Source organism: Actinomadura sp. 9N407 (assembly GCF_044326315.1).
Lineage (GTDB): Bacteria > Actinomycetota > Actinomycetes > Streptosporangiales > Streptosporangiaceae > Spirillospora.
Genome location: NZ_JBIRAW010000037.1, coordinates 43,724 through 64,526 on the forward strand (window position 1 = coordinate 43,724; position 20,803 = coordinate 64,526).

The 20,803-nt window shown below is 69.5% G+C and carries 21 protein-coding genes; 10 read left to right on the plus strand and 11 right to left on the minus strand.

Going from position 1 to position 20,803, the window contains the following annotated elements:
• Positions 1 to 25 precede the first annotated feature (25 nt).
• The 5 genes from ACH34Q_RS39405 to dnaA form a co-directional block, all read right to left on the minus strand.
• Complete coding sequence (locus tag ACH34Q_RS39405; RefSeq protein ID WP_395988294.1) at positions 26 to 523, minus strand: DUF721 domain-containing protein; 498 nt, start codon at positions 521 to 523, stop codon at positions 26 to 28.
• A 40-nt stretch (positions 524 to 563) separates the two neighbouring features.
• Positions 564 to 1,688 (minus strand): DNA replication/repair protein RecF, encoded by a 1,125-nt coding sequence (recF, locus tag ACH34Q_RS39410; RefSeq protein ID WP_395988295.1) that lies wholly within the window; start codon positions 1,686 to 1,688, stop codon positions 564 to 566.
• A 63-nt stretch (positions 1,689 to 1,751) separates the two neighbouring features.
• Positions 1,752 to 2,672 (minus strand): phosphogluconate dehydrogenase (NAD(+)-dependent, decarboxylating), encoded by a 921-nt coding sequence (gene gnd, locus ACH34Q_RS39415; RefSeq protein ID WP_395988296.1) that lies wholly within the window; start codon positions 2,670 to 2,672, stop codon positions 1,752 to 1,754.
• Between the two features lie 157 nt (positions 2,673 to 2,829).
• Positions 2,830 to 3,957 carry a DNA polymerase III subunit beta gene (gene dnaN / locus ACH34Q_RS39420; RefSeq protein WP_395988297.1) on the minus strand — a complete coding sequence of 376 codons (1,128 nt, stop codon included), beginning with the start codon at positions 3,955 to 3,957 and terminating at the stop codon, positions 2,830 to 2,832.
• An 846-nt stretch (positions 3,958 to 4,803) separates the two neighbouring features.
• The gene (gene dnaA / locus ACH34Q_RS39425; RefSeq protein WP_395988298.1) at positions 4,804 to 6,972 is read right to left on the minus strand and encodes a chromosomal replication initiator protein DnaA; all 2,169 of its coding nucleotides are present in this window, start codon (positions 6,970 to 6,972) and stop codon (positions 4,804 to 4,806) included.
• A gap of 714 nt (positions 6,973 to 7,686) precedes the next feature.
• Between dnaA and rpmH the strand changes: the two genes are divergently transcribed.
• The 5 genes from rpmH to ACH34Q_RS39450 all read left to right on the plus strand — a co-directional run bounded on the left by rpmH (position 7,687) and on the right by ACH34Q_RS39450 (position 10,053).
• The gene (gene rpmH / locus ACH34Q_RS39430) at positions 7,687 to 7,824 is read left to right on the plus strand and encodes a 50S ribosomal protein L34 (RefSeq protein ID WP_378280534.1); all 138 of its coding nucleotides are present in this window, start codon (positions 7,687 to 7,689) and stop codon (positions 7,822 to 7,824) included.
• A gap of 12 nt (positions 7,825 to 7,836) precedes the next feature.
• The gene (gene rnpA, locus ACH34Q_RS39435) at positions 7,837 to 8,205 is read left to right on the plus strand and encodes a ribonuclease P protein component (RefSeq protein WP_395988299.1); all 369 of its coding nucleotides are present in this window, start codon (positions 7,837 to 7,839) and stop codon (positions 8,203 to 8,205) included.
• 71 nt (positions 8,206 to 8,276) lie between these two features.
• Complete coding sequence (gene yidD / locus ACH34Q_RS39440) at positions 8,277 to 8,558, plus strand: membrane protein insertion efficiency factor YidD (RefSeq protein ID WP_395988335.1); 282 nt, start codon at positions 8,277 to 8,279, stop codon at positions 8,556 to 8,558.
• A complete protein-coding gene (gene yidC / locus ACH34Q_RS39445) occupies positions 8,551 to 9,531 on the plus strand; it encodes a membrane protein insertase YidC (RefSeq protein ID WP_395988300.1) in 981 nt (326 codons plus the stop codon). Before yidD ends, yidC begins: the two co-directional genes overlap by 8 nt.
• A 36-nt stretch (positions 9,532 to 9,567) precedes the next feature.
• The gene (locus ACH34Q_RS39450; RefSeq protein WP_395988301.1) at positions 9,568 to 10,053 is read left to right on the plus strand and encodes a protein jag; all 486 of its coding nucleotides are present in this window, start codon (positions 9,568 to 9,570) and stop codon (positions 10,051 to 10,053) included.
• Positions 10,054 to 10,245: 192 nt separating this feature from the next.
• Here ACH34Q_RS39450 and ACH34Q_RS39455 read toward each other — a convergent pair whose 3' ends face one another.
• The gene (locus ACH34Q_RS39455; protein WP_395988302.1) at positions 10,246 to 10,701 is read right to left on the minus strand and encodes a DUF6458 family protein; all 456 of its coding nucleotides are present in this window, start codon (positions 10,699 to 10,701) and stop codon (positions 10,246 to 10,248) included.
• Between the two features lie 176 nt (positions 10,702 to 10,877).
• Here ACH34Q_RS39455 and rsmG point away from each other — a divergent pair, with 176 nt between their 5' ends.
• The 3 genes from rsmG to ACH34Q_RS39470 all read left to right on the plus strand — a co-directional run bounded on the left by rsmG (position 10,878) and on the right by ACH34Q_RS39470 (position 13,593).
• Entirely contained in the window at positions 10,878 to 11,531 is a 654-nt protein-coding gene (gene rsmG, locus ACH34Q_RS39460) for a 16S rRNA (guanine(527)-N(7))-methyltransferase RsmG (protein ID WP_395988303.1), read from the plus strand.
• 221 nt (positions 11,532 to 11,752) lie between these two features.
• Entirely contained in the window at positions 11,753 to 12,622 is an 870-nt protein-coding gene (locus tag ACH34Q_RS39465; RefSeq protein ID WP_395988304.1) for a ParA family protein, read from the plus strand.
• Complete coding sequence (locus ACH34Q_RS39470; protein ID WP_395988305.1) at positions 12,619 to 13,593, plus strand: ParB/RepB/Spo0J family partition protein; 975 nt, start codon at positions 12,619 to 12,621, stop codon at positions 13,591 to 13,593. Before ACH34Q_RS39465 ends, ACH34Q_RS39470 begins: the two co-directional genes overlap by 4 nt.
• 686 nt (positions 13,594 to 14,279) lie before the next feature.
• Here ACH34Q_RS39470 and ACH34Q_RS39475 read toward each other — a convergent pair.
• Both ACH34Q_RS39475 and ACH34Q_RS39480 read right to left on the minus strand, forming a co-directional pair.
• The gene (locus ACH34Q_RS39475; RefSeq protein WP_395988306.1) at positions 14,280 to 15,233 is read right to left on the minus strand and encodes a D-alanine--D-alanine ligase; all 954 of its coding nucleotides are present in this window, start codon (positions 15,231 to 15,233) and stop codon (positions 14,280 to 14,282) included.
• A 98-nt stretch (positions 15,234 to 15,331) separates the two neighbouring features.
• Positions 15,332 to 16,564, minus strand: a complete 1,233-nt coding sequence (locus ACH34Q_RS39480; RefSeq protein WP_395988336.1) for a PLP-dependent aminotransferase family protein — start codon at positions 16,562 to 16,564, stop codon at positions 15,332 to 15,334.
• 323 nt (positions 16,565 to 16,887) lie between these two features.
• Here ACH34Q_RS39480 and ACH34Q_RS39485 point away from each other — a divergent pair, with 323 nt between their 5' ends.
• Positions 16,888 to 17,505, plus strand: coding sequence for a GNAT family N-acetyltransferase (locus tag ACH34Q_RS39485; RefSeq protein WP_395988307.1), 618 nt, complete (start codon positions 16,888 to 16,890; stop codon positions 17,503 to 17,505).
• A gap of 148 nt (positions 17,506 to 17,653) precedes the next feature.
• On the opposite strand, the gene trxA is transcribed toward ACH34Q_RS39485, so the two are convergent.
• Together trxA and trxB are read right to left on the minus strand one after the other, a co-directional pair.
• The gene (trxA, locus tag ACH34Q_RS39490) at positions 17,654 to 17,968 is read right to left on the minus strand and encodes a thioredoxin (RefSeq protein WP_395988308.1); all 315 of its coding nucleotides are present in this window, start codon (positions 17,966 to 17,968) and stop codon (positions 17,654 to 17,656) included.
• Between the two features lie 39 nt (positions 17,969 to 18,007).
• A complete protein-coding gene (trxB, locus tag ACH34Q_RS39495; protein ID WP_395988309.1) occupies positions 18,008 to 18,985 on the minus strand; it encodes a thioredoxin-disulfide reductase in 978 nt (325 codons plus the stop codon).
• A gap of 174 nt (positions 18,986 to 19,159) precedes the next feature.
• Between trxB and ACH34Q_RS39500 the strand changes: the two genes are divergently transcribed.
• The gene (locus ACH34Q_RS39500) at positions 19,160 to 19,729 is read left to right on the plus strand and encodes a dienelactone hydrolase family protein (protein WP_395988310.1); all 570 of its coding nucleotides are present in this window, start codon (positions 19,160 to 19,162) and stop codon (positions 19,727 to 19,729) included.
• Between the two features lie 255 nt (positions 19,730 to 19,984).
• Here ACH34Q_RS39500 and ACH34Q_RS39505 read toward each other — a convergent pair whose 3' ends face one another.
• Complete coding sequence (locus tag ACH34Q_RS39505; protein ID WP_395988311.1) at positions 19,985 to 20,779, minus strand: anti-sigma factor family protein; 795 nt, start codon at positions 20,777 to 20,779, stop codon at positions 19,985 to 19,987.
• Positions 20,780 to 20,803: the final 24 nt, after the last annotated feature.

A 20,803-nucleotide genomic window follows, 5' to 3' on the forward strand; every position in this document is an offset into this window, starting at 1 on the left:
GGTGCCCGCGCCGCCGGCGGGCGGGTCAGCGAACGCGCCAGGCGCCGGTACGGCGCGGGCCGGAGGACGGGCCGACGACCTTCACCTTCCGGACGGTCCCGTGCCCGAGCTCCTCGTTCAGGCGCCTGACCAGGGTGGACGCGAGCAGGCGCAGCTGGGTCGCCCAAGTCGTGGAGTCGGCGACGACCGTGAGTTCGCCGTCCTCGAACCGTTCGGGACGGGTGTGCTCGGCCAGTTCTGGGCCCACGATGCCCGCCCAGTTGCCGAAGACGCCGCCGACGGCGGCGCGCTGCTCCCACCCGCGCGTGGCCATCAGCTCGCGTATGGCGGCACCGAACGCCTTGGGGTCGCCCCCACGCCCGGGGTCTCGTACCCCTATGGGGCGCGGCCCCTTGCGCTTCCCCTGCCCCGGTACGGAACCGCGCTTGCGGGCATCCGCCTTGGCCTGGGCCAGCGCCTCGCGGGCCAGCTCGATACCGGACTTGGCGGGTGGTTCCGCCGGTGGTTCCGGAGCGGAATTCACCGGCTCGGGGGAGTTATGCACACCCTGTGGATCGTCATTGTCACTCACGAGTCACCTGCCCGTCCGAGACGGTATAGGAGCCGCCGGTCAGTTCGGCAGGGACATCGGCGGGAACGGCGGCGGTGATGAGCACCTGTTCCGCCGGCGAGACCATCTCGGCCAGGCGGCTGCGCCGGCCCGTGTCGAGCTCGGCGAACACGTCGTCCAGGATGAGAACGGGGTCGTCGCCGTCGGCGCGTAGCAGGTCGTAGGCGGCGAGACGCAGTCCCAGGGCGAACGACCACGATTCGCCATGGCTGGCGTATCCGCGGGCGGGCAGGTTCCCCAGGCGCAGGACGAGCTCGTCCCGGTGCGGCCCCACGAGGCTGATCCCTCGTTCCATTTCCTGGCGGCGCGCCTCGGCCACAGCGCCGAGCAGTTGCTCGGCCAACTGTGCACGGTCTGTGGACAACTCGATGTCACCCAGCGAGCTCTTGTAGATGAGATCGGCGATGCCGCTGTCCGGAGCGAGCGCCGCGTACGAGCGCGCGACAAGTGGGCGAAGCGCCGCGACGAGTTCCAGCCGGGCCGCCAGAAGCTCCGCCCCTGTACGGGCCAGATGGGAGTCCCACACGTCGAGCGTGGCCAGCACTTCCGTGCCTGGCGCGCGCCGGTGGGCGGCCGCCGACTTGAGCAGCGCGTTGCGCTGCTTGAGGACACGGTCGTAATCGGACCGCACGCCTGCGAACCGTGGCGCGCGCGCCGTCAGCAGCTCGTCCATGAAACGGCGGCGCTCCCCCGGGTCGCCCTTCACCAGGGAGAGGTCCTCAGGGGCGAACAGCACGGTACGGAGCATCCCCAGGATCTCGCGCGGCCTGGGGACGGGCGAACGGTTGAGCCGCGCCCGGTTCGCCTTGCCCGGGTTGATCTCCAGCTCGATCAGGGCCTTGCGGTCGTCCTTCACCACCCCCGCGCGCACGATCGCCCGCGGGGCCCCCTGGCGTACCAGCGGGGTGTCCGTGGCCGCACGGTGGCTGCCGTGCGTGGCCACGTACGCGATCGCCTCCACCAGGTTGGTCTTGCCCTGGCCGTTCGGGCCCACGAACGCGGTGGCCCCCGGCTCAAGCGCGACCTCTGCGGTGGCGTACGAGCGGAAGTCCTGGAGCGACAGGTGGGCGACGTGCACGAGACACGAGGGTAGAGCCTTCCGGCCGCCGCGTGACCAGCCCCCTGTACCGGTGACCACCCGCTACACGGCTGGGGGCTCCACATCGGCGCCGGGGGAGTCGGCACCCTTGGCGGACTCCACCGCGTGGCCGCCGAACTGGTTGCGCAGCGCCGCCACCACCTTCATCGCAGGGGAGTCCTCCTGGCGGGAGGCGAACCGCGCGTACAGCGACGCGGTGATGGCCGGCAGGGGAACGGCGTGGTCGACCGCAGCCTGGACGGTCCAGCGGCCCTCACCGGAGTCGTTGGCGTATCCACGGATGTCGTCGAGCTGTGGATCGTCGCCGAGTGCGCGGTTCATCAGGTCCAGGAGCCAGGAGCGGATGACCGTGCCCTCCTCCCAGCTGCGGAACGTCTCGGCGACGTTGGTCACCACGTCGCTGGCCTCGATCAGTTCCCAGCCCTCGCCGAAGGCCTGCATCATCGCGTACTCGATGCCGTTGTGGACCATCTTGACGAAGTGGCCGGCGCCGACCTTGCCCGAGTGCACGAAGCCGAACTCGCCCTCGGGCTTGAGCGTCTCGAAGATCGGCATCAGCCGCTTCACGATCTCCTCGTCGCCGCCGACCATCAGGGCGTAGCCGTTCTCCAGCCCCCACACACCGCCGCTGACCCCGCAGTCGAGGAAGCCGATGCCCTTCTCCGCCAGCTCTTCGCCGTGCTTCTGGTCGTCCACATAGTGGGAGTTGCCACCGTCGATGACGACGTCCCCAGCGTCCAGGACTTCGCCGAGCCTGTTGACGGTCTCCTGGGTCGGCCCGCCCGCGGGAACCATCACCCACACCGCGCGGGGTGTGGAAAGCCGTCCGACCATCTCCTCCACAGAGGAGACATCGCTGATCTCAGGGTTGCGGTCGTACCCCACGACGGTGTGCCCACCGCGGCGCAGGCGCTCGGCCATGTTGGCACCCATCTTGCCAAGACCGATGATCCCCAGCTCCATGCTCAACTCCCTGTACGTGCCGTGTACACCGTCGACGTCATGCACGCGTGTCCGCGCATAGGCCTACCCGCACACGTACCCGTGCACGGACGCCTACGCATGGACGCGCGGCCCCCTACGCGCCCGCTCCCCACGCGCCTGCGGACCCTCTCGGCGCTCAGCCGGAGAGCCGGACGGGCATGATCAGGTAGCGGTAGTTGGGGTTCTCCCCGTCCTGCGGGGGCTTGCCGGTGAGCACCGCCGGCTTGGTCGGGGTCGTGAACGAGAGCCGGGCCACGTCCGAGCCGATCGCGGCCAGCCCGTCGAGCAGGAACCCGGGGTTGAAGGCGATGTCGATGTCGTCGCCCTCAAGCGTCGCCTCAAGGGCTTCGACGGCCTGGGCCTCATCCCCGGTCCCGGCCTCCAGCACGACCTCTCCCTGGCTGAACGAGAGCCGTACAGGGGTATTCCTCTCGGCGACCAGGGACACCCGCTTGACCGCTTCGATGAACGCGGCGGTCGACAGCTCCGCCAGGCCCGCGTACTCGCTGGGCAGCAGCGAGCGGTACTTGACGAAATCGCCGTCCAGCAGCCGCGACGTCGTCCGGCGGCCGCCGCCCTCGAATCCGATCATGCCCTCGCCGGCCGCGCCCGCGCCGCCCAGCGCGATCGAGACCTCCGCGCCCGTGGTCAGCGACTTGGCGGTGTCGGCGAGCGTCCTGGCGGGCACCAGGGCGACGGCGGAGAAGTCCGGGCGGTCCGGCTTCCAGTGCATCTCCCGTACGGCGAGGCGGTAGCGGTCGGTGGCCGCCAGCGTGACGGTCTCGCCCTCGATCTCCACCCGCACGCCGGTGAGCATCGGGATCGTGTCGTCCTTGCCCGCGGCGATCGCGACCTGGTTGACGGCGGCGGCGAACTCGTCGCTGCCCACCGAGCCCGCGGCCGGGGGCATCTCCGGCAGCGTCGGGTAGTCCTCCACAGGCATGGTGAGGAGTGTGAACTTCGCGCTGCCACAGCGGAGCATCACCTTGGCCCCGTCCGTGGTCACCTCCACAGGGTGTGGAGGCAGGCTGCGCGAGATCTCGGCCAGGAGCCGTCCGGACACCAGCGCGCTGCCCGGCTCCTCCACGTCGATGTCGGTGGCGACCTGAGCGGACACCTCGTAGTCGAACGCGGAGAGCTTGAGCCTGTCGCTCGCTTCGATGTGCATGCCGGCGAGCACGGCCACGGGGGGCCGTACCGGAAGCGTCCGGGCGGTCCAGGCCACGGCGTCGGCGAGGGCGTCTCTGTCGATGCGGAACTTCACGTGGACCCGCCTCCTGCAGGTTTCGGTTCAACGGTGAGCTGGGGCCGGGGCCTCGGGGCTCTCGGCGCGAGGCGCACGGGATATCCCCAGCCCCTGATTTGATCTGGATCTTTTCTTGAGTAGAAACAAAGAGCAGTACTAGTCATAGGGGCCGTGGATAGTGTGGACATCCGGTGTTCTCCCAGGTGGGGGCCATGTTTTTGTCCACCGGCGCTGTGCATGGGCCGTGGACGGGCGAGCGTCGCCTGAGGATGACGAAAAAGTCCCCACAGGTCATCCTCACCTCATCCCCCGGTTATCCACGAGTTGTCCGCAGGTTGTCCCCGGCCTTCCACGGCCCGGTGCGTCGTGGCGGGCCGACCGTACGCTCCGTCCCCAGCGCGTCCCCAGGCCGTCCCCAGGTTGTCCACGAGTGCGTCCCCATGATGCCGGTAGCCGCGGCCGGCCGGTCCACAAACCCTCCACCTCTGTCCTCAGGTTGTCCTCAGGTTGTCCCCTGGCTATCCACCGAGATCCCCAGAGTTTTCCCCAGGTTGTGGGCTCAGCGGGCTTCCACTCGGCGTGTCGCGCTGCCGAGGCCTGTCGTCGCCGTCCACAGGCCGGGACAAGGCGACGAACGGTTATCCACCTACTGAAAGGCGCCTGGCGGGCGGTTATCCACGTTGTGGACGGGCCGTACCGGAGCGTCGCGGCCTCAACCGGTGGACGGAGCCCCGGCGGACCGGGACAGGCAGACTCAGGCCGCCTTCGGCCGACTCGGCGTGGTGGCATGACGGCGTGACGTGACCCGGCGGTCGTGGCCTGGCGGCTTGTGGCGTGGCGACCTGGCGCGGCGGCCGCGTGCGGTCAGCGCTTGCGGGCCTGGTGCTTGATCCGGCCGGTCAGTTCGGTGACCTGGTTGTAGATCGCGCGGCGCTCGGCCATCAGGGAACGGATCTTCCGGTCGGCGTGCATCACGGTCGTGTGGTCGCGGCCGCCGAACTGCTGGCCGATCTTCGGCAGCGACAGCTCGGTCAGCTCGCGGCACAGGTACATCGCGATCTGCCGGGCGGTGACGAGCATCCGCGAGCGCGACGGCCCGCACAGGTCCTCGATCGTGGTGCCGAAGTACTCCACCGTCTGCGCCATGATCATCGCCGCGGTGATCTCCGGCCCGCTGTCGTTGGGGATCAGGTCCTTCAGGACGATCTCCGCCAGCTTCATGTCCACCGACTGCCGGTTGAGGCTGGCGAACGCGGTCACCCGGATCAGCGCCCCCTCCAGCTCCCGGATGTTCGTCGCGATCTGCGAGGCGATGAACTCCAGGACGTCCGGCGGCGCCGCCAGCCCCTCCTGCCGCGCCTTCTTCTGCAGGATCGCGATCCGGGTCTCCAGCTCGGGCGGCTGGACGTCGGTGGTCAGCCCCCACTCGAACCGGTTGCGCAGCCGGTCCTCCAGCGTCACCAGCTCTTTGGGCGGCCGATCACTGGAGATCACGATCTGCTTGCTCGCGTTGTGCAGGGTGTTGAACGTGTGGAAGAACTCCTCCTGCGTCTGCTCCTTGCCCTCCAGGAACTGGATGTCGTCGACCAGGAGGATGTCCACGTCCCGGTACCGGCGGCGGAAACCGTCCGCCTTGCCGTCGCGGATCGAGTTGATGAAGTCGTTGGTGAACTCCTCGGAGCTCACGTACCGGACCCGCGCCCCATTGAAGAGACTCTGCGCGTAGTGGCCGATGGCGTGCAGCAGGTGGGTCTTGCCCAGCCCGGAGTCGCCGTAGATGAACAAGGGGTTGTACGCCTTGGCCGGCTGCTCCGCCACCGCCACGGCCGCAGCGTGAGCGAACCGGTTCGAGGATCCGATGACGAACGTCTCGAACGTGTACTTGGGGTTGAGCCGCGCGTGCTCCGCACTAGGAACGGGCCCGCTCCCGGCTCCCCCGCCCTTTCCGGAGCCACCACCGGTGGGCTTGGGCCCTCCGCCCCCACCGCGAGTCTCAGGCATGCCGCCAAAGGGATCGTCGTCGCGGAACGAGCCCTCTCCTCTATATGGAGGCTCCTCGCCCCGGAAGGATTCGGCGGCCTTGTAGGAGTCTCCTTGTGGAAAGGAGTCTTCGGTACGTCCTCGCGGAGGCTCGTTCTGGCCCTCCCCGCCCAAGGGCTGAGACGGCTCACCGCGCCCGGGCCGCGGGGCGCCCAGCGTGCGGTCGTTCAGATGCGAGGGCGCGTGACCCGAGAGTGGGCCGCCTGCCTGCTGGCCGGGCCGTCCACGGGAGTCGCCTCCGGGACCGAAACCCTCTGAACCGTTCCCGCCGCCGATACCGGGGCCGGGATAACCGCCACCGCCCCTAGGGCCACGCCCTTCAAAGGGACCGCCCCGCGCACCGAGGCCCGCACCGTACGCGGGCGGACGGGACGCGGGCGGATAACCGCCGCCGTGCTCGGATTCACTTTGCGGCCATCCCCTGTCCTCTTCCTGAGGAGGATATCCACCGGGAGCGCCGGGGCTGTGGATAGAGCCCCCTTGGGGAGCCCCTCCGTACCCCTGATCCGAATAGGAACGGTCGCCGTAAGCCGGCTCACGGTACTGCTTTTCCCCATAGGGACGTTCCTCGTACGGACGCTCTTCATACGGGCGTTCCTCGTACGGGCGTTCCTCAAAGGGACGGCCCTCTCCGTACGGCTCGCCATAGGACTTGTCCGGGTAAGACCGTTCGCCATAAGCGTCGGGAGGCCGGTCGTGATGGGCCTGGCCCGGGTCACCGCCGGACGTCGCCTGAGGCTCGGGCTGGACGGTCACCGCGACCCGGATCTCGCGGCCCAGCTCATGCGAAAGGGCCTGCGTGATCAGGCTGCGCAGGCGCGTCTCCAGGGCGTCCTTGGCGAATTCGTTGGGCGCGGCGAGCAGCGCGGTGCCCTCCACCAGGGCCAGCGGCCGGACCAGCGGCAGCCAGGCCCGGTAGCTCGGAGGGAGCTCCCCCTCGGACAGAGCCGTCAGGGTGCGGGTCCAGACCGACGCGAGATCCTGACCGTCCATACGCAAGGTCCCCTCCCCAACAACTCCGTATCCGGAGCATCTGACTGCCCGGTCTCCCCATGGGCGCGACCCGCCACGATGGGCTCGCTGCGCCGCGGAGAACTCACTCTCTCACGAGTTGTCCACAGAGTTGTCCACATGCTGTGCATGAACACGCGGGGCCCTGTGCATAAGTCGACTCGCCGCCTCGACGGAGGCGCGAATAGCGCCACCAGGGGTGGCACTCGGACTCAGGGTGATCTTCAGGGGGGCGTGGTACCCGCGGCTGCGGCGGGGACTGGGGAAGACGTGGGAGCCGGCTCGTTCGCGTCGAACGTCCACCGACTGGCCCGGAAGACACTAGCGGCACCCCACCCCACTCGCAACACGAGTTCGCGGTGTTCATTGCGTACGGGACCGTGTCGGCATATGTGTGATTCGCGTCCCAGAAACGTCCCAGGAACAGGGAGCGCCGCGTCCCAGGAACTGAGGTCCCGGGCCCAGGAAGCAGGGATACCGGGGTTTTCGACCGCGATGTGCGCGGTCCTCGGTTTGACCTGGGCCCCTGGTCGCCCGTAATGTTCTGAGGTCGAGTCGCATCGACGGAGATGACGCGTGCCCGCCGTGAGGTAGCACGCCAACACGGGTGGGCCCCCGCTGCGGGGGACCGGACGCGGCCCTCGATGCGAGTTTTCGCGCCTGACAATCACGCCGACCGCAGCACTGGAGCCTCGAGTGAGCAAGCGTACTTTCCAGCCGAACAACCGTCGTCGCCACAAGAAGCACGGCTTCCGGCTGCGCATGCGCACCCGTGCCGGGCGCGCCATCATTTCCGCGCGGCGCGGCAAGGGCCGCTCGCGCATCGCGGTCTGACCTCTCCCTTACATGCTGCCCGCCGGCAATCGGATGCGGCGGCGGGACGAGTTCACCCTGGCCGTCCGGCGCGGTCGACGCGCGGGGCGGCCGACCGTCGTCGTACACCTGCTTCGCCGGGACGACGTTCCGGGCGACGAGACCGGCCCCCTGGTCGGTTTCATCGTGGCGCGCACGGTGGGCAACGCCGTCGTCCGCAACCGGGTACGCAGGCGCCTCAGGCATCTGATGCGGGATCACCTCCATCGGTTGCCGCGGGGTAGCCTGCTCGTAGTGCGCGCCAATCCCGCCTCGGGAACGGCGCGCCACGACGAACTGGCCGCGGATCTGGAGTCGGCGATCGAACGACTGCTGCGGCCCACGTCCAAGGGGCGGAGATGACGAGCCATCCAGAGGGGCGTTCCCCCTCGGAGCACGCGGTCGCGGGCATCAGTCCCGCGGCACGCGCGCTGATGCTCCTCGTCCGCGCCTACCGCCGCTTCTTGAGCCCCCTGCTCGGACAGCAGTGCCGTTTCCAGCCCACCTGCAGCGCGTACGGCCTGGAGGCACTCCAGGTCCACGGCGCGCTGCGCGGCACCTGGCTGACCGTTCGCCGGATCGGCCGGTGCCACCCCTTCCATCGCGGTGGGCACGATCCCGTGCCGCCGGCGAAGGGCGCTGCCCCCTCCACGACCTTCGGCCGCGCGGAGAGCGGCCCCGCCCTAGCAGAGCCCAAGGAGCTGCCCGGTGCTTGACTGGCTGTACGGAATCGTCGCTCAACTGATCGTCTGGATTCACAGCGGTCTGAGCACTGTCGTCCCCAAGGACAGCGGGTGGGCCTGGGCGGGCGCCATCCTCCTGCTGACCGTTCTGCTGCGGCTGCTGATGGTGCCGCTGTTCGTGAAGCAGATCCACGCCTCGCGGAAGATGCAGGAGCTGAACCCCAAGGTTCAGGCGCTGCGCAAGAAGTACAAGAACGACAAGCAGCGCATGAACCAGGAGGTCATGAAGCTCTACCAGGAGAACGGCGCCAACCCGCTGTCGGGCTGCCTGCCGCTCCTGGTGCAGATGCCGGTCTTCATCGGCCTCTTCAACGTGCTGCGCCAGATCTCGGACGCCAACGAGGGCGAGAGCGTCTTCGCCATGTCGGCGGAGCTCGTGCAGAGCGCCCAGAAGGCCAACATCCTCGGCGCGCACATCCCCGACACGTTCCTGAACGCGTGGAGCACCGATCCCCGCAACTGGAGCGCCCTCACCGTCACCGCCATCGCGGTGGTCATCAGCTCCTGCACGACCTTCTTCACGGTGCGGGCGAGCATGCAGCGCCAGCCGGTCACCGACGAGAACAACCCGATGATGCAGGCGCAGAAGATGATGGTCTTCCTGGCGCCGGTGTTCGGCCTCTTCGGCCTGGGCTTCCCGCTGGGTGTCCTCATCTACTGGGTGACGTCCAACAGCTGGACCCTCGTCCAGCAGCACTACATCTACTCCAAGTACCCGCCGCTGGGCACCAACGTCGACGCGGCCGACACGCCGCCGGGCAAGGGCGGCAAGGTCGGCAAGGGCGGAGCCAAGGCCGCCCCGGCGAGCTCGAACGGGATCAAGGGCAAGCTCAAGAAGGACAAGGAGCCGGAGCCCGTTCCGGAGCCGGAGCCCAAGGCCAAGGTCGTTCGCAACCAGCCGACGCGCAAGCCGCGGAGCAAGCGAAGCGGCAGCCCGAAGCGTTAGTTTTGACCCGTGACCTCGCCGACGAAGGAGACCCCGTTGAGCCAGACCGACACCACTGAGGTCGACGTCCAGGCCCTGGAGCAGGAAGGCGACATCGCCGCCGACTACATCGAGGGCCTGCTCGACATCGGCGACTACGACGGCGACATCGACATGGACGTCGAGGGCGAGCGCGCGATGGTCGCCGTGGTCGGCGCCGACCTGGACGAACTGGTCGGCAAGCGCGGCGAGGTCCTGGAGGCGCTCCAGGAGCTGACCCGCCTGGCCGTGCACCGGCAGACCGGCGGCCGGTCCCGGCTGATGCTCGACATCGGCGGCTACCGCGAGCGCCGCCGGGCCGAGCTGACCAAGCTGGGCCAGGACGTGTCGGACGAGGTCAAGCAGGGCGGCGAGGCCAAGCCACTGGCCCCGATGACCCCGTTCGAGCGCAAGATCGTGCACGACGCGGTCGCGGCCGCCGGCCTCCGCAGCGAGTCCGAGGGCGAGGAGCCCGACCGGTACGTGGTGGTCTACCCCGCCTGACGCAGGGCGTCCGGCCGGAGAGCGTGACAGAGGCCCCGCACCCCCACCGGGTGCGGGGCCTCTGTCGTGGTCCGGCGCGCCGAATATGCCGCCGCCCAGCACGCCGGGCCGGCCTGTGGAAGAACATGAGGCATCGCGTACGCGATCGACGACCACTCCGGAATCGGCCGCGAGGGCGAGCGCGAGGAGAGATCAGCGCCGGAATCGCGGCCGGCGGCTTGGCTGAGAGCGATTCTCCTGAGCGGGGTCCTGAGCGATCGCGGGGTCCTGAGCTATGGATGGATCCTGTGACGCGTGTCCGGTGGGCTGGGAGTGGCCCGCGCGGCCCTGCGGCGACACCGGGCGTTCGATCACACGTTCGACCCGCTCCACCGGCCCGTCCACCGGACGCTCGATGATCCGCTCCTCGTGGACGACGGTCTCGGGTACGCCTCCCTCGGCCTCCACGTAACCGGGGTCGGCCCCGGCCATCATGTTCGCCCGCCGGCGCGGCCGGGTGTACTTGTGCGTGAACCACATGCTGACGAGGCCCACCAGGATCAGGATCCACCCGACGAGGTCGATGTTGATCCCGCTGAGATCGACGTGGAGCGCGAACGCGAGGATCGCGCCGATGGCGATGAAGGCGAGACTGACTCCGATCCCCATGGTTTCGGAGCCTCCTTCCGTTTCCGTTTCCGAGCGGTCGGCATTGCCTCCCCCTTACCCGGACAGCGCGGAGTATGCGTGCGGCCCTGCCCGCAGGCCGGTCCGTAAGGTTCCTGTGGCCCGTCGAGCAGTGTGTGCTGTGCGCCGCCCCTGTCTTTTGTGGAACGATTCGTACGGTGGGGATTCAGAGCGAGATTTTCGGGGATGCGCTGCCGGTCGCGGAACGTTATGCGGTGTTCCTCGCGGATGCCGGGGTGGAGCGTGGCCTGATCGGTCCACGCGAGGTCGATCGGCTCTGGGAGCGCCACCTGATCAACTGTGCCGTGGTCGCCGAGGCCGTCCCGGACAAGGCGCGTGTCGTCGACATCGGCTCGGGCGCGGGCCTGCCCGGTATCGTGCTGGCGATCGTACGGCCGGACCTCGAGGTCACCCTCCTCGAACCGCTGCTGCGCCGCACCACCTTCCTCGACGAGTGCGTGGAGATGCTGGAGCTGCCGAACGTCCAGGTGCGCAGGGCCCGCGCCGAGGAGGTCGTCGACGAGTTCGACACCGACGTGGTGACCGCGCGCGCCGTCGCACCGCTCGAACGCCTGGCCAGGTGGGCGCTGCCGCTGCTGCGGCCCGGCGGGGAACTGCTGGCGCTCAAGGGCGAGCGCGCCGCGGTCGAACTGGAGGAGGCGCAGCCCGTCCTGAAGCGCTTCGGTGTCCGCACGGCCGAACTGCTGCAAGTCGGGCGCGGTAGGGTCGACCCGCCGACGACGCTTGTCCGTGTGGTCGCCGAAAGCGTGCCCCGGCGCGCCCAAGGGTCGAGGAAGAAGAGGTCTTCATGAGCACGGGACCAGGACTGGGCTGGCCTGACCGCTCCGACGAATCCCCCCGAGAAGAACGGCCCGTAGCCGGCGATGAGGGGGAGGCACTCCCCTCCGGCCACGCGATGTGGGGAAGTACGACGTCCGGAACCGCGGAGAACGTCGGGTACGTACCGACGAACGGTGGCACGCAGGAGCCGCCGGGTCCGCGCAAGGGACCATCTCAGGGGGAGTCAGAACTGGTGCGTGAAGCGCTGAGGGACGCGAAGGTTTCACATGAAACAAGCCGGCGGGCGAGCCCGATCCGGCGCGAGAAGGAGTGGCCCCGGCCGGCCGGGTGCCGGATCATCACCATCGCCAACCAGAAGGGCGGCGTGGGCAAGACCACCACGTCCGTCAATCTGGCCGCTTCGCTGGCGATGCACGGCGCCCAGGTCCTCGTCGTCGACCTGGACCCGCAGGGCAACGCCTCCACCGCGCTCGGGGTCGAGCACCACGCGGACGTTCCGTCCATCTACGAGGTCCTGATCGAGGACCTGCCGCTGGACGACATCGTGGTGCCGGCACCCGATATCCCCAACCTGTTCTGCGCTCCCGCCAACCTCAACCTGGCCGGCGCCGAGATCGAACTGGTGTCGAAGGTCGCCCGGGAGTCCCGGCTGCGCCGCTCGATCGAGGCGTACGACACCGACAAGTTCGACTACGTCCTGATCGACTGCCCGCCCTCGCTGGGCCTGCTGACCGTGAACGCCCTCGTCGGCGGGGCCGAACTGCTTATCCCGATCCAGTGCGAGTACTACGCGCTGGAGGGCCTGGGGCAGCTGGTCCGTACCGTCGACCTCGTCAAGGCGCACCTCAACCAGAACCTGATCGTCTCGACGATCCTGCTCACGATGTACGACGCCCGTACCCGCCTGGCGGCCCAGGTCGCCGATGACGTCCGTACCCACTTCGGCGACGTCGTCCTCAACACCGTGATCCCCAGGAGCGTCCGTGTCTCCGAGGCGCCCAGCTACGGGCAATCGGTCATGACCTACGATCCGGGCTCCAGCGGCGCGCTCGCCTACAGTGAGGCCGCCTCCGAAATGGCGTACCGGGGAGCGCCCGAGTGAGCCAGCAGCGACGCGGGCTGGGCAAGGGACTCGGCGCACTGATCCCCACCGCCCCGCCACCCGAGCCCGCCGATCCAGGCGACGCTCCCGGCCCCCGGAACGGCTCCGCGGGCATTCCCACCGGCCCGGAGATGCAGCCCGTCGCCGGCGCCCACTTCGCCGAAGTCCCGGTCGGCGCCATCCGGCCCAACCCGCGGCAGCCCCGCCAGGACTTCCCTGAGGACGCCGTCGCGGAACTGGCCACGTCGATCGGCATCGTGGGCCTCCTCCAGCCGATCGTCGTACGCAAGATCGCCGACCCGAAGCACGACTACGAGCTCGTGATGGGCGAACGCCGCCTGCGCGCCTCGAAGCTGGCCGGGCTGGACGTCATCCCGGCCATCGTCCGCGACACCAGCGACGACGACATGCTCCGTGACGCCCTCATGGAGAACCTGCACCGCCAGCAGCTCAACCCGCTGGAGGAGGCCGCCGCGTACCAGCAGCTCCTGGAGGACTTCGGCGCCACCCACGAGCAGCTCGCCGCCCGCGTCGGACGCTCACGGCCGCACATCACCAACACCCTGCGGCTGATGAACCTGCCGCCCGCCGTACAGAAGCGCGTAGCGGCCGGTGTCCTCTCAGCAGGCCACGCCCGCGCCCTGCTCTCCCTGGACACCACCGAGGCCCAGCAGGCCCTCGCCGACCGCATCGTCGCCGAAGGCCTGTCGGTCCGTTCCGTCGAGGAGATCATCGCGCTGCGCGAGGCCGAGGACGGCCCGCCGGCGCCCCGCCAGGGCCGCCGCAAGCAGCCGGTCGCCCCGGCCCTCCAGGAGCTGGCCGACCGCCTCTCCGACCGGTACGAGACCAAGGTCCGCGTCGACCTCGGCCAGAACAAGGGCAAGATCGTCGTCGAGTTCGCCACGATGGAAGACCTCGACCGCATCATCAAGGCCATGGCCCCAGACGACGACCCGAACCCCGACTTCTGATCCACTTGACCGCACGCCCCGGGGACCGCCCAGGACCCCGGGGCGTCCGCATGCAGCCGTTGACCCGACCCGCCTTGATGGCGGGCGCCTTTCCCTCCCGCTGGATGGCCGCCCCCCGCACCGATGTTTCCCGTGAAACATGCCGAGCGGCCCCAGGTGGAATTCAGTAGCTGGATCCAGGAAACAAGTCCCGTCGACCCGCCCCGGTCGGGTGTTTCCCGTGAAACATGGGGGCGTCCCGACGGAGCCCCAAGAGCCTGGACCTCAGCGGGCCGATCGGCGTTGGTCTCGTGCGAGCTATCCGTGCGGGCGGCGCGGCACGATGCGAAGCCAAGGGGCGTCTCTGTTGTGATCAAACCTTCCCAGCGAGCTCAGCCGGCCTGCTCAGCTGGAACGGACCCCAGGCGTTGCGAGCGCGTCCGAAGGCAGGTTCGAGCGAAGCGAGAACCTGATCGCGAAGCGAGCCGGCAAGGCGAGTTCGGAGCGATGCCAGCGCTCGCCGCGGAGCCCGCCGAAGGAGGGCGTCCCACGCCCGACGCCAAGGGCGTAGCAATAAGTACTGCCTGATCGCGGAGCGAGCCGGCAAGGCGAGTTCGGAGCGATGCCAGCGCTCGCCGCGGAGCCCGCCGAAGGAGGGCGTCCCACGCCCGACGCCAAGGGCGTAGCAATAAGTACAGCGACGAGCTTCAGCGAGGAGCGCCGCTCGCGGCCGCAATGAGCATCTCCCTGAGGATGGTGCCTAGGTCTAGGGCGGCGGCGGAGATGGCGCGGGGGAAGAGGCTGGTCTCGGTCATGCCGGGGGCGACGTCGACTTCGAGGAAGTGGGGCTCGCCGTCGGCGTCGATGATGAGGTCGGTACGGGAGAGGTCGCGGAGGCCGAGGGCGCGGTGGGCGGTGACGGCGGCGCGGGTGGCGCGTTCGGCGGCCTCGGGGGTGAGGCGGGCCGGGGTGATGAACTCGGTGTCGCCGGCGTCGTAGCGGGCGGTGTAGTCGTAGCGGCCGCCGGGGGCGACGATCTCCACGGCGGGGAGGGCGTGCGGGACGCCGTCGCGTTCGATGACGGAGACGGCGATCTCGATGCCGGGGATGTACTGCTCCACGAGGGCGGAGTCGCCGTAGGCGAAGCAGCCGACCATGGCGGCGGGGAGGTCGGTGGCCTGCTGGACGATCGAGCCGCCGAGGGCGGAGCCGCCGCGGGTGGGCTTCACGAAGAGGGGGAGGCCGAGCCGCCGGATGATGTGGTCCAGGACGGAGGAGGCCCCGAGGTCATGGAAGATCTCTTTGGGGAGGGCGACGGACTCGGGGGTGCTCAGGCCGGCCTGGCGTACGACGGCCTTGGCGGTGGGCTTGTCCCAGCTGACCCGGCAGGCGTCGGGGCGGGCGCCGACGTAGGGGACGCCCATGAGTTCGAGGACGTCGCGGATCGAGCCGTCCTCCCCCGCGGCTCCGTGCAGGACGGGCAGGACGGCGTCCGGGGGGTCGTTGGAGAGGGCGTCCAGGAGCGTGGCGTCGGCGTCGCGGAGTTCGACCGGGACGTCGACGGCGCGCAGTGCCTCCGCGACCCGGCGGCCCGAGCGCTGCGAGACCTCGCGTTCGTACGAGAGGCCTCCGGCCAGGACGACCACGTGCCCGAGTTCCAATCGATGCTCCTTAAGAGGGAATCACCGGAGCGTTCCGGCGGTTTTCGCAAAAGCGCGCCGGCTCCAGGATGGGGGAGTCGGCGCGCCTTGTGGAAGCTTCAGACCAGGCCGGGGCCCGGAGTGTCGACCCCATTGGGGGAGATCGCCCCGACTCCTCCGAAGGTGTCGCGCAGCCGGATCTCCTGCTCGATCACCGCGGCGAGCCGGCGGACGCCTTCGCGGATGCGGTTGGGCTCGGGGTAGCAGTACGACAGGCGCATGTGCCGGTGGCCGGTGCCGTCGGCGTAGAAGCCGGTGCCCGGTACGTACGCGACCCGTTCGGCGATGGCGCGGGGGGCCATCGCCTTGGCGTCGAGGCCCTCGGGGAGGGTCAGCCAGACGAAGAAGCCGCCGGCGGGGCGGGTCCAGGTGCAGCCCTCGGGCATCATCGCTTCGAGGGATTCGAGCATCGCGTCGCGGCGGGTGCGGTAGAGCTCGCAGAAGTCCTTGATCTGCTCGCGCCAGGGCTGGGTCGCGAGGTACTCCCGTACGGCGAACTGGGAGAAGCTCGGGTGGCACAGGATGGCCGACTCGGCGGCCAGGACGAGCTTGGCCCGTACGGCGTGGGGCGCGAGGGCCCAGCCGACGCGGAGGCCGGAGGCGATCGTCTTGGAGAACGAGCCGAGGTAGATGACCCGTTCGGAGTCGTCGGCCCGCAGGGCGCGCATGGGCTCGCCGTCGAAGCCGAGGAGGCCGTACGGGTTGTCCTCGAGGATCAGGACGTCGTATTCGGCGCAGATCTCCAGGATCTGGGCGCGGCGGGCGGTGGTGAGCGTGACACCGGCCGGGTTCTGGAACGTGGGGACGGTGTAGAGGAACTTCACCCGGCGGCCTTCACGGCGCAGGCGTTCCAGGGTCTCGCGGAGCGCGGACGGGATGAGGCCGCCCTCGTCGAGCGGTACGTGCACGACGTCCGCCTGGTACGAGGCGAAGGTGCCCAGCGCGCCCACATAGGAGGGGGCCTCGGCGATGACGACGTCGCCCGGGTCCACGAAGATCCGGGTGATGAGGTCGAGTGCCTGCTGTGCGCCGACGGTGACGACGACGTCGTCCGCGGAGGCCTGGATGCCCTCCAGGGCCATGACCTCGCAGATGCGCTCGCGCAGCGTCGGGTCGCCCTGGGCGGAGGCGTACTGGAGGACCTCGGCGCCGTTGCGCGCCACCAGATCTCCGACCATCTCCCCCACGGCGTCCAGCGGCAGCGCGGAGACGTACGGCATGCCGCCCGCCAGCGAGACGACCTCGGGACGCGAAGCGACCGCGAACAGAGCCCGGATCTCCGAGGCCACCATGCCGGCGGCACGGGCGGCGTAGCGATCGGAGTAGGCGTCTGTACGCGAGTGCTGTTCCACGAGGAACCTCCGGGAGGTGCGATGTTCTTGCAAAATACGACATCGACTCGGGTGCTCAGGGAAGAACCCCAGGGTCCGTGCCGCTTCGAGGGCGGAAAGCCGCCTGTCCGATACGATGCCCGTGGAGCCCGGAGTGTTCCCGGGAACCTTCGCGAAGTGGCGCGCCGCACGAGAATTCCAGCCGAAACTCGTTCCACGGTCACCGCTCACGCGCCACCCCAAGGCGGCGGACCGGGGCGAGCAGTCACGGGGGTGCAGATCCGGTGTCGCGTCGTCTCGTCAACATCACGCTGGACAATCTCGACGATCTGCCGCGCCGCTGCCGCCGCTGTGTCTTCTGGGAGCTCGATCCGGTGAGCCGGGACCGCGCGGTCGAGGCGGGCGATCCGGCGCTGGAGAAGGAGGCGTGGATCTCCTCCACGCTGCTGGAATGGGGCAGCTGCGGCAAGCTGGTCTATGTCGACGACGTACCGGCGGGCTTCGTGATGTACGCGCCGCCGCTGTACGTGCCGCGCTCGGTCGCCTTCCCCACCAGCCCGGTCAGCGCCGACGCCGTCCTGCTGATGACGGCGCACATCCTGCCCGAGTTCGCGGGCGGCGGGCTGGGCCGGATGCTCGTCCAGGGCGTGGCCAAGGACCTCACGCGGCGCACGGTGAAGGCCATCGAGGCGTTCGGCGACCTCAAGGGCGAGGACGGTGGCTGCCTGGTGCCCGCCGACTACCTGCTGTCGGTGGGGTTCAAGACCGTACGGCCGCACCACCGCTACCCGCGGCTCCGGCTCGAGCTCAAGTCGGCGCTGTCGTGGCGTGAGGACGTCGAGGTGGCCCTCGAACGGCTTCTGGGCTCCATGACACCAGAGGGCGCGCTCCGTCCCGTCTGAGGCGCTCTCAGTCCCCCGCAGCCATTCGAACGCTTGTGCGATGGCATCGACCGTGCCGCGGCCCTGACGAAACGCGCTGGGCCCGTACCGGATTCGGTACGGGCCCAGCGTTGTGCGCTCGCCACGGGAGACGAGGTCCGGCGGGGGCTCAGATGAAGTCGCTGAGCTCGCGCAGCAGAGCCGCCTTGGGCTTGACGCCCTGGATCTGCTTCACGACCTCGCCGTTCTGGTAGACGTTCAGGGTCGGGATGCCGAGGATCTGGTAGTCGGCCGGGACCTTCGGGTTCTCGTCGATGTTGAGCTTGACGATCTCCAGCTTGTCGCCGTGCTCCTTGGAGATCTCCTCCAGGATCGGGGCGACCATGCGGCACGGACCGCACCACTCCGCCCAGAAGTCGACCAGCACGGGCTTGTCGCTCTTGAGCACCTTGGCCTCGAAGTCGGCGTCCGTCACGGCTTCCATCGGGTCTCCTCCTGTGTTCTGCCCTGGTCGTTCGGTGTTTCAGCCCTGGTGGGACAGTTCCTTGGGCGGCTGCGGCACGGTCTCGGCCTCGCCCTTGTCCTGCAGCCACCGCTCGGCGTCGATGGCCGCGGCGCAGCCGGTGCCGGCCGCGGTGATGGCCTGACGGTAGATGTGGTCGACCACGTCACCCGAGGCGAACACGCCGGGGATCTTGGTCGCGGTGGTGGGGGCGTCGACGAGCAGATACCCGTCGGCGTCGGTCTCCAGCTGGCCGGTGAACAGCTCGCTGCGCGGGTCGTGGCCGATCGCGATGAACAGGCCGGTGATGTCCATCTCGCTCTCCGCGCCGGTCTTGAGGTTGCGGAGCCGGACGCCGGCGAGCCGGTCCTCGCCCAGGATCTCGGCGACCTCGCTGTCCCAGATGAACTTGATCTTCTCGTTGGCGAACGCGCGGTCCTGCATGATCTTGCTGGCGCGCAGCTCGTCGCGGCGGTGCACCACGGTCACCGTACGGGCGAACTTGGTGAGGAAGATCGCCTCCTCCATCGCGGTGTCACCGCCGCCGACGATGGCGATGTCCTGCTCGCGGAAGAAGAAGCCGTCGCAGGTGGCGCACCAGGAGACGCCGCGGCCGGACAGCCGCTTCTCGTTCTCCAGGCCCAGCTCGCGGTAGCCGGAGCCGGTCGCGATGATCACCGCGCGGGCCCGGAACACCTCGTCGCCGACCTTCACGATCTTGGGATCGGCGGCCAGGTCGACCTCGGTGACATCGTCGGTGACGAGCTCGGCGCCGAAGCGCTCGGCCTGCCGGCGCAGCCCGTCCATCAGGTCGGGACCCATGATCCCGTCGGGGAAGCCGGGGAAGTTCTCGACGTCGGTGGTGTTCATCAGCGCACCACCGGCGGTCACGGAGCCCTCGAACACCAGGGGCTTGAGGTCGCCGCGGGCCGCGTAGACGGCGGCGGTGTAGCCGGCGGGGCCCGAGCCGATGATGATGACGTTGCGGACGTCGCTCACTGTTCTGTGCCTCTTCCCTCTGTTCGCCTTCGGTGCCAGACGACTTCCCGTGGTCGCGACGCCGCCTGCTGCGCCTCCGGCACGACCCGGCCTGCCAATCGCGTCAACCGATACTAGGCCCCGGGGATTCCCGCCCCGTGCGAGCAGGTCTTTTCCGCACTCTAGGCTGGCTCCATGGCGCCGATTCTGCTGCTGCATTCGATGTACGGGCTGCGGCCCGCCGTGCACGAGGCGGCCGGCCGGCTGCGCGAGGCCGGTCACGAGGTGCACGTCCCCGACCTGTACGACGGCCGCGTCGTGGACGATCCCGAGGCCGGGATCGCGATCAAGGAGGAGCTCGGCCGGGACGAGCTGCTGCGCCGCGCGGTCTCCGCCGCCGCCCCGTACGCCGACCAGGGTCTGGTGTACGCGGGCTTCTCGCTGGGCGGCGCGCTGGCCCAGACCCTCGCACTGGCCGACGGAAAGGCGCGCGGGCTGCTGCTCCTGCACGGGACGTCCGATCTCGCCGACGACGCCTCCACCGAGATCCCCGTACAGCTGCACGTGGCCGACCCCGACACCTACGAGCCCGTCGACTGGCTCAACGCCTGGTACCTGCGGATGCGCCGGGCCGGAGCGGACGTGGAGATCTACCGCTACCGGGGTGTGGGGCACCTGTTCACCGACCCGGGCCTGCCCGACCACGACGCCGAGTCGGCCGACCGGACCTGGGCCATAGCCCAGGCCTTCCTCGCCGAACTTTAAAAGCCCCGGCCCACGGTGCTCGCCTGGCGGCTGTGTTTCTAAAGCCCCGGCTCACGGTGCTCGCCTGGCGGCTCGCACCGTGACCGTGCCTTGTGCGAGCGCGGCATCGCTTCGCGATCTGGCCGGTGAGGCTCGCCTTCGGCTTTGCCTCACCGGCCAGATAGCGCGCTCGCGCGGTGGCTGAGGCCACTTTGAGACAGGCCCAGGCCTCCGGGGATGTGCCCGGCCCTCTGGAGGAGGACCGGGCACCGTACGTCAGGTGTGCCTGGTAATCGTTGTGTGCTTGCGGACCTGGGTGTCTTCAGCGGAGCAGTCCGGCCCGACGATCCAGACGTCCAGCCTGTTCTGGCCGGTGGCCTTGGCCGCGATCACGGTGGCCGGGCCGCCTTCGTACGTGGCCGTGTCCACGAGGGCGGGGGCCCTTCCGGTGGTGACACGGTCGACGCAGCCGGCCAGCCTGGCATCGGGGGGGCCGGGCGTGGCGCGGAGCTCGCCGGTACGGTCGATCGTGCCGTTGACCTGCTTCTCGAGTGTGGCGGTCCCGTAGTCGGTGCCGCTGCTGCTGACCTGGAAGCCTGCCTTTGCGGCCTCACCCGGCGCCATCTTCGCGGATCCGGAGGGCTCGGCGCCGCCGGGGGGGCCGTTGTCCTGGTTGTCCGTGATCGGGGGTGAGTTCGAGGCCTGGTGCTCGTTGCCGTCCAGGGCCATCTTGCCGACCATCCCTCCGCCACCGAGCACGATCACGGTCGCCGCGGCGGCCGAGAGGATCCGCCAGTGCCGCCTGCCACGTCGCTGTTCCAGGTTCACCACGGTGGCGGTGCTGAGCGACTCGGCGGCGATGGCCGAATCGATGCGTGCGGCCAGCTCGGCGGGCATGGACGGGACGGGTGCCTCCGCCAGGATCCGGGAGACGTCCGCAAGGTCGGCGGATCGGTCCCGGCATTCGGCGCAGGATTCGAGGTGCTCGCTGACGGAGGCGGCCTGGTCGTCTTCGAGTATTCCCTCGGCCAGATCGGCCAGGGTGTCGTAGTCATAATGCGCGGGGTTCATTGAGGCATGCCACCTCCTTCCACA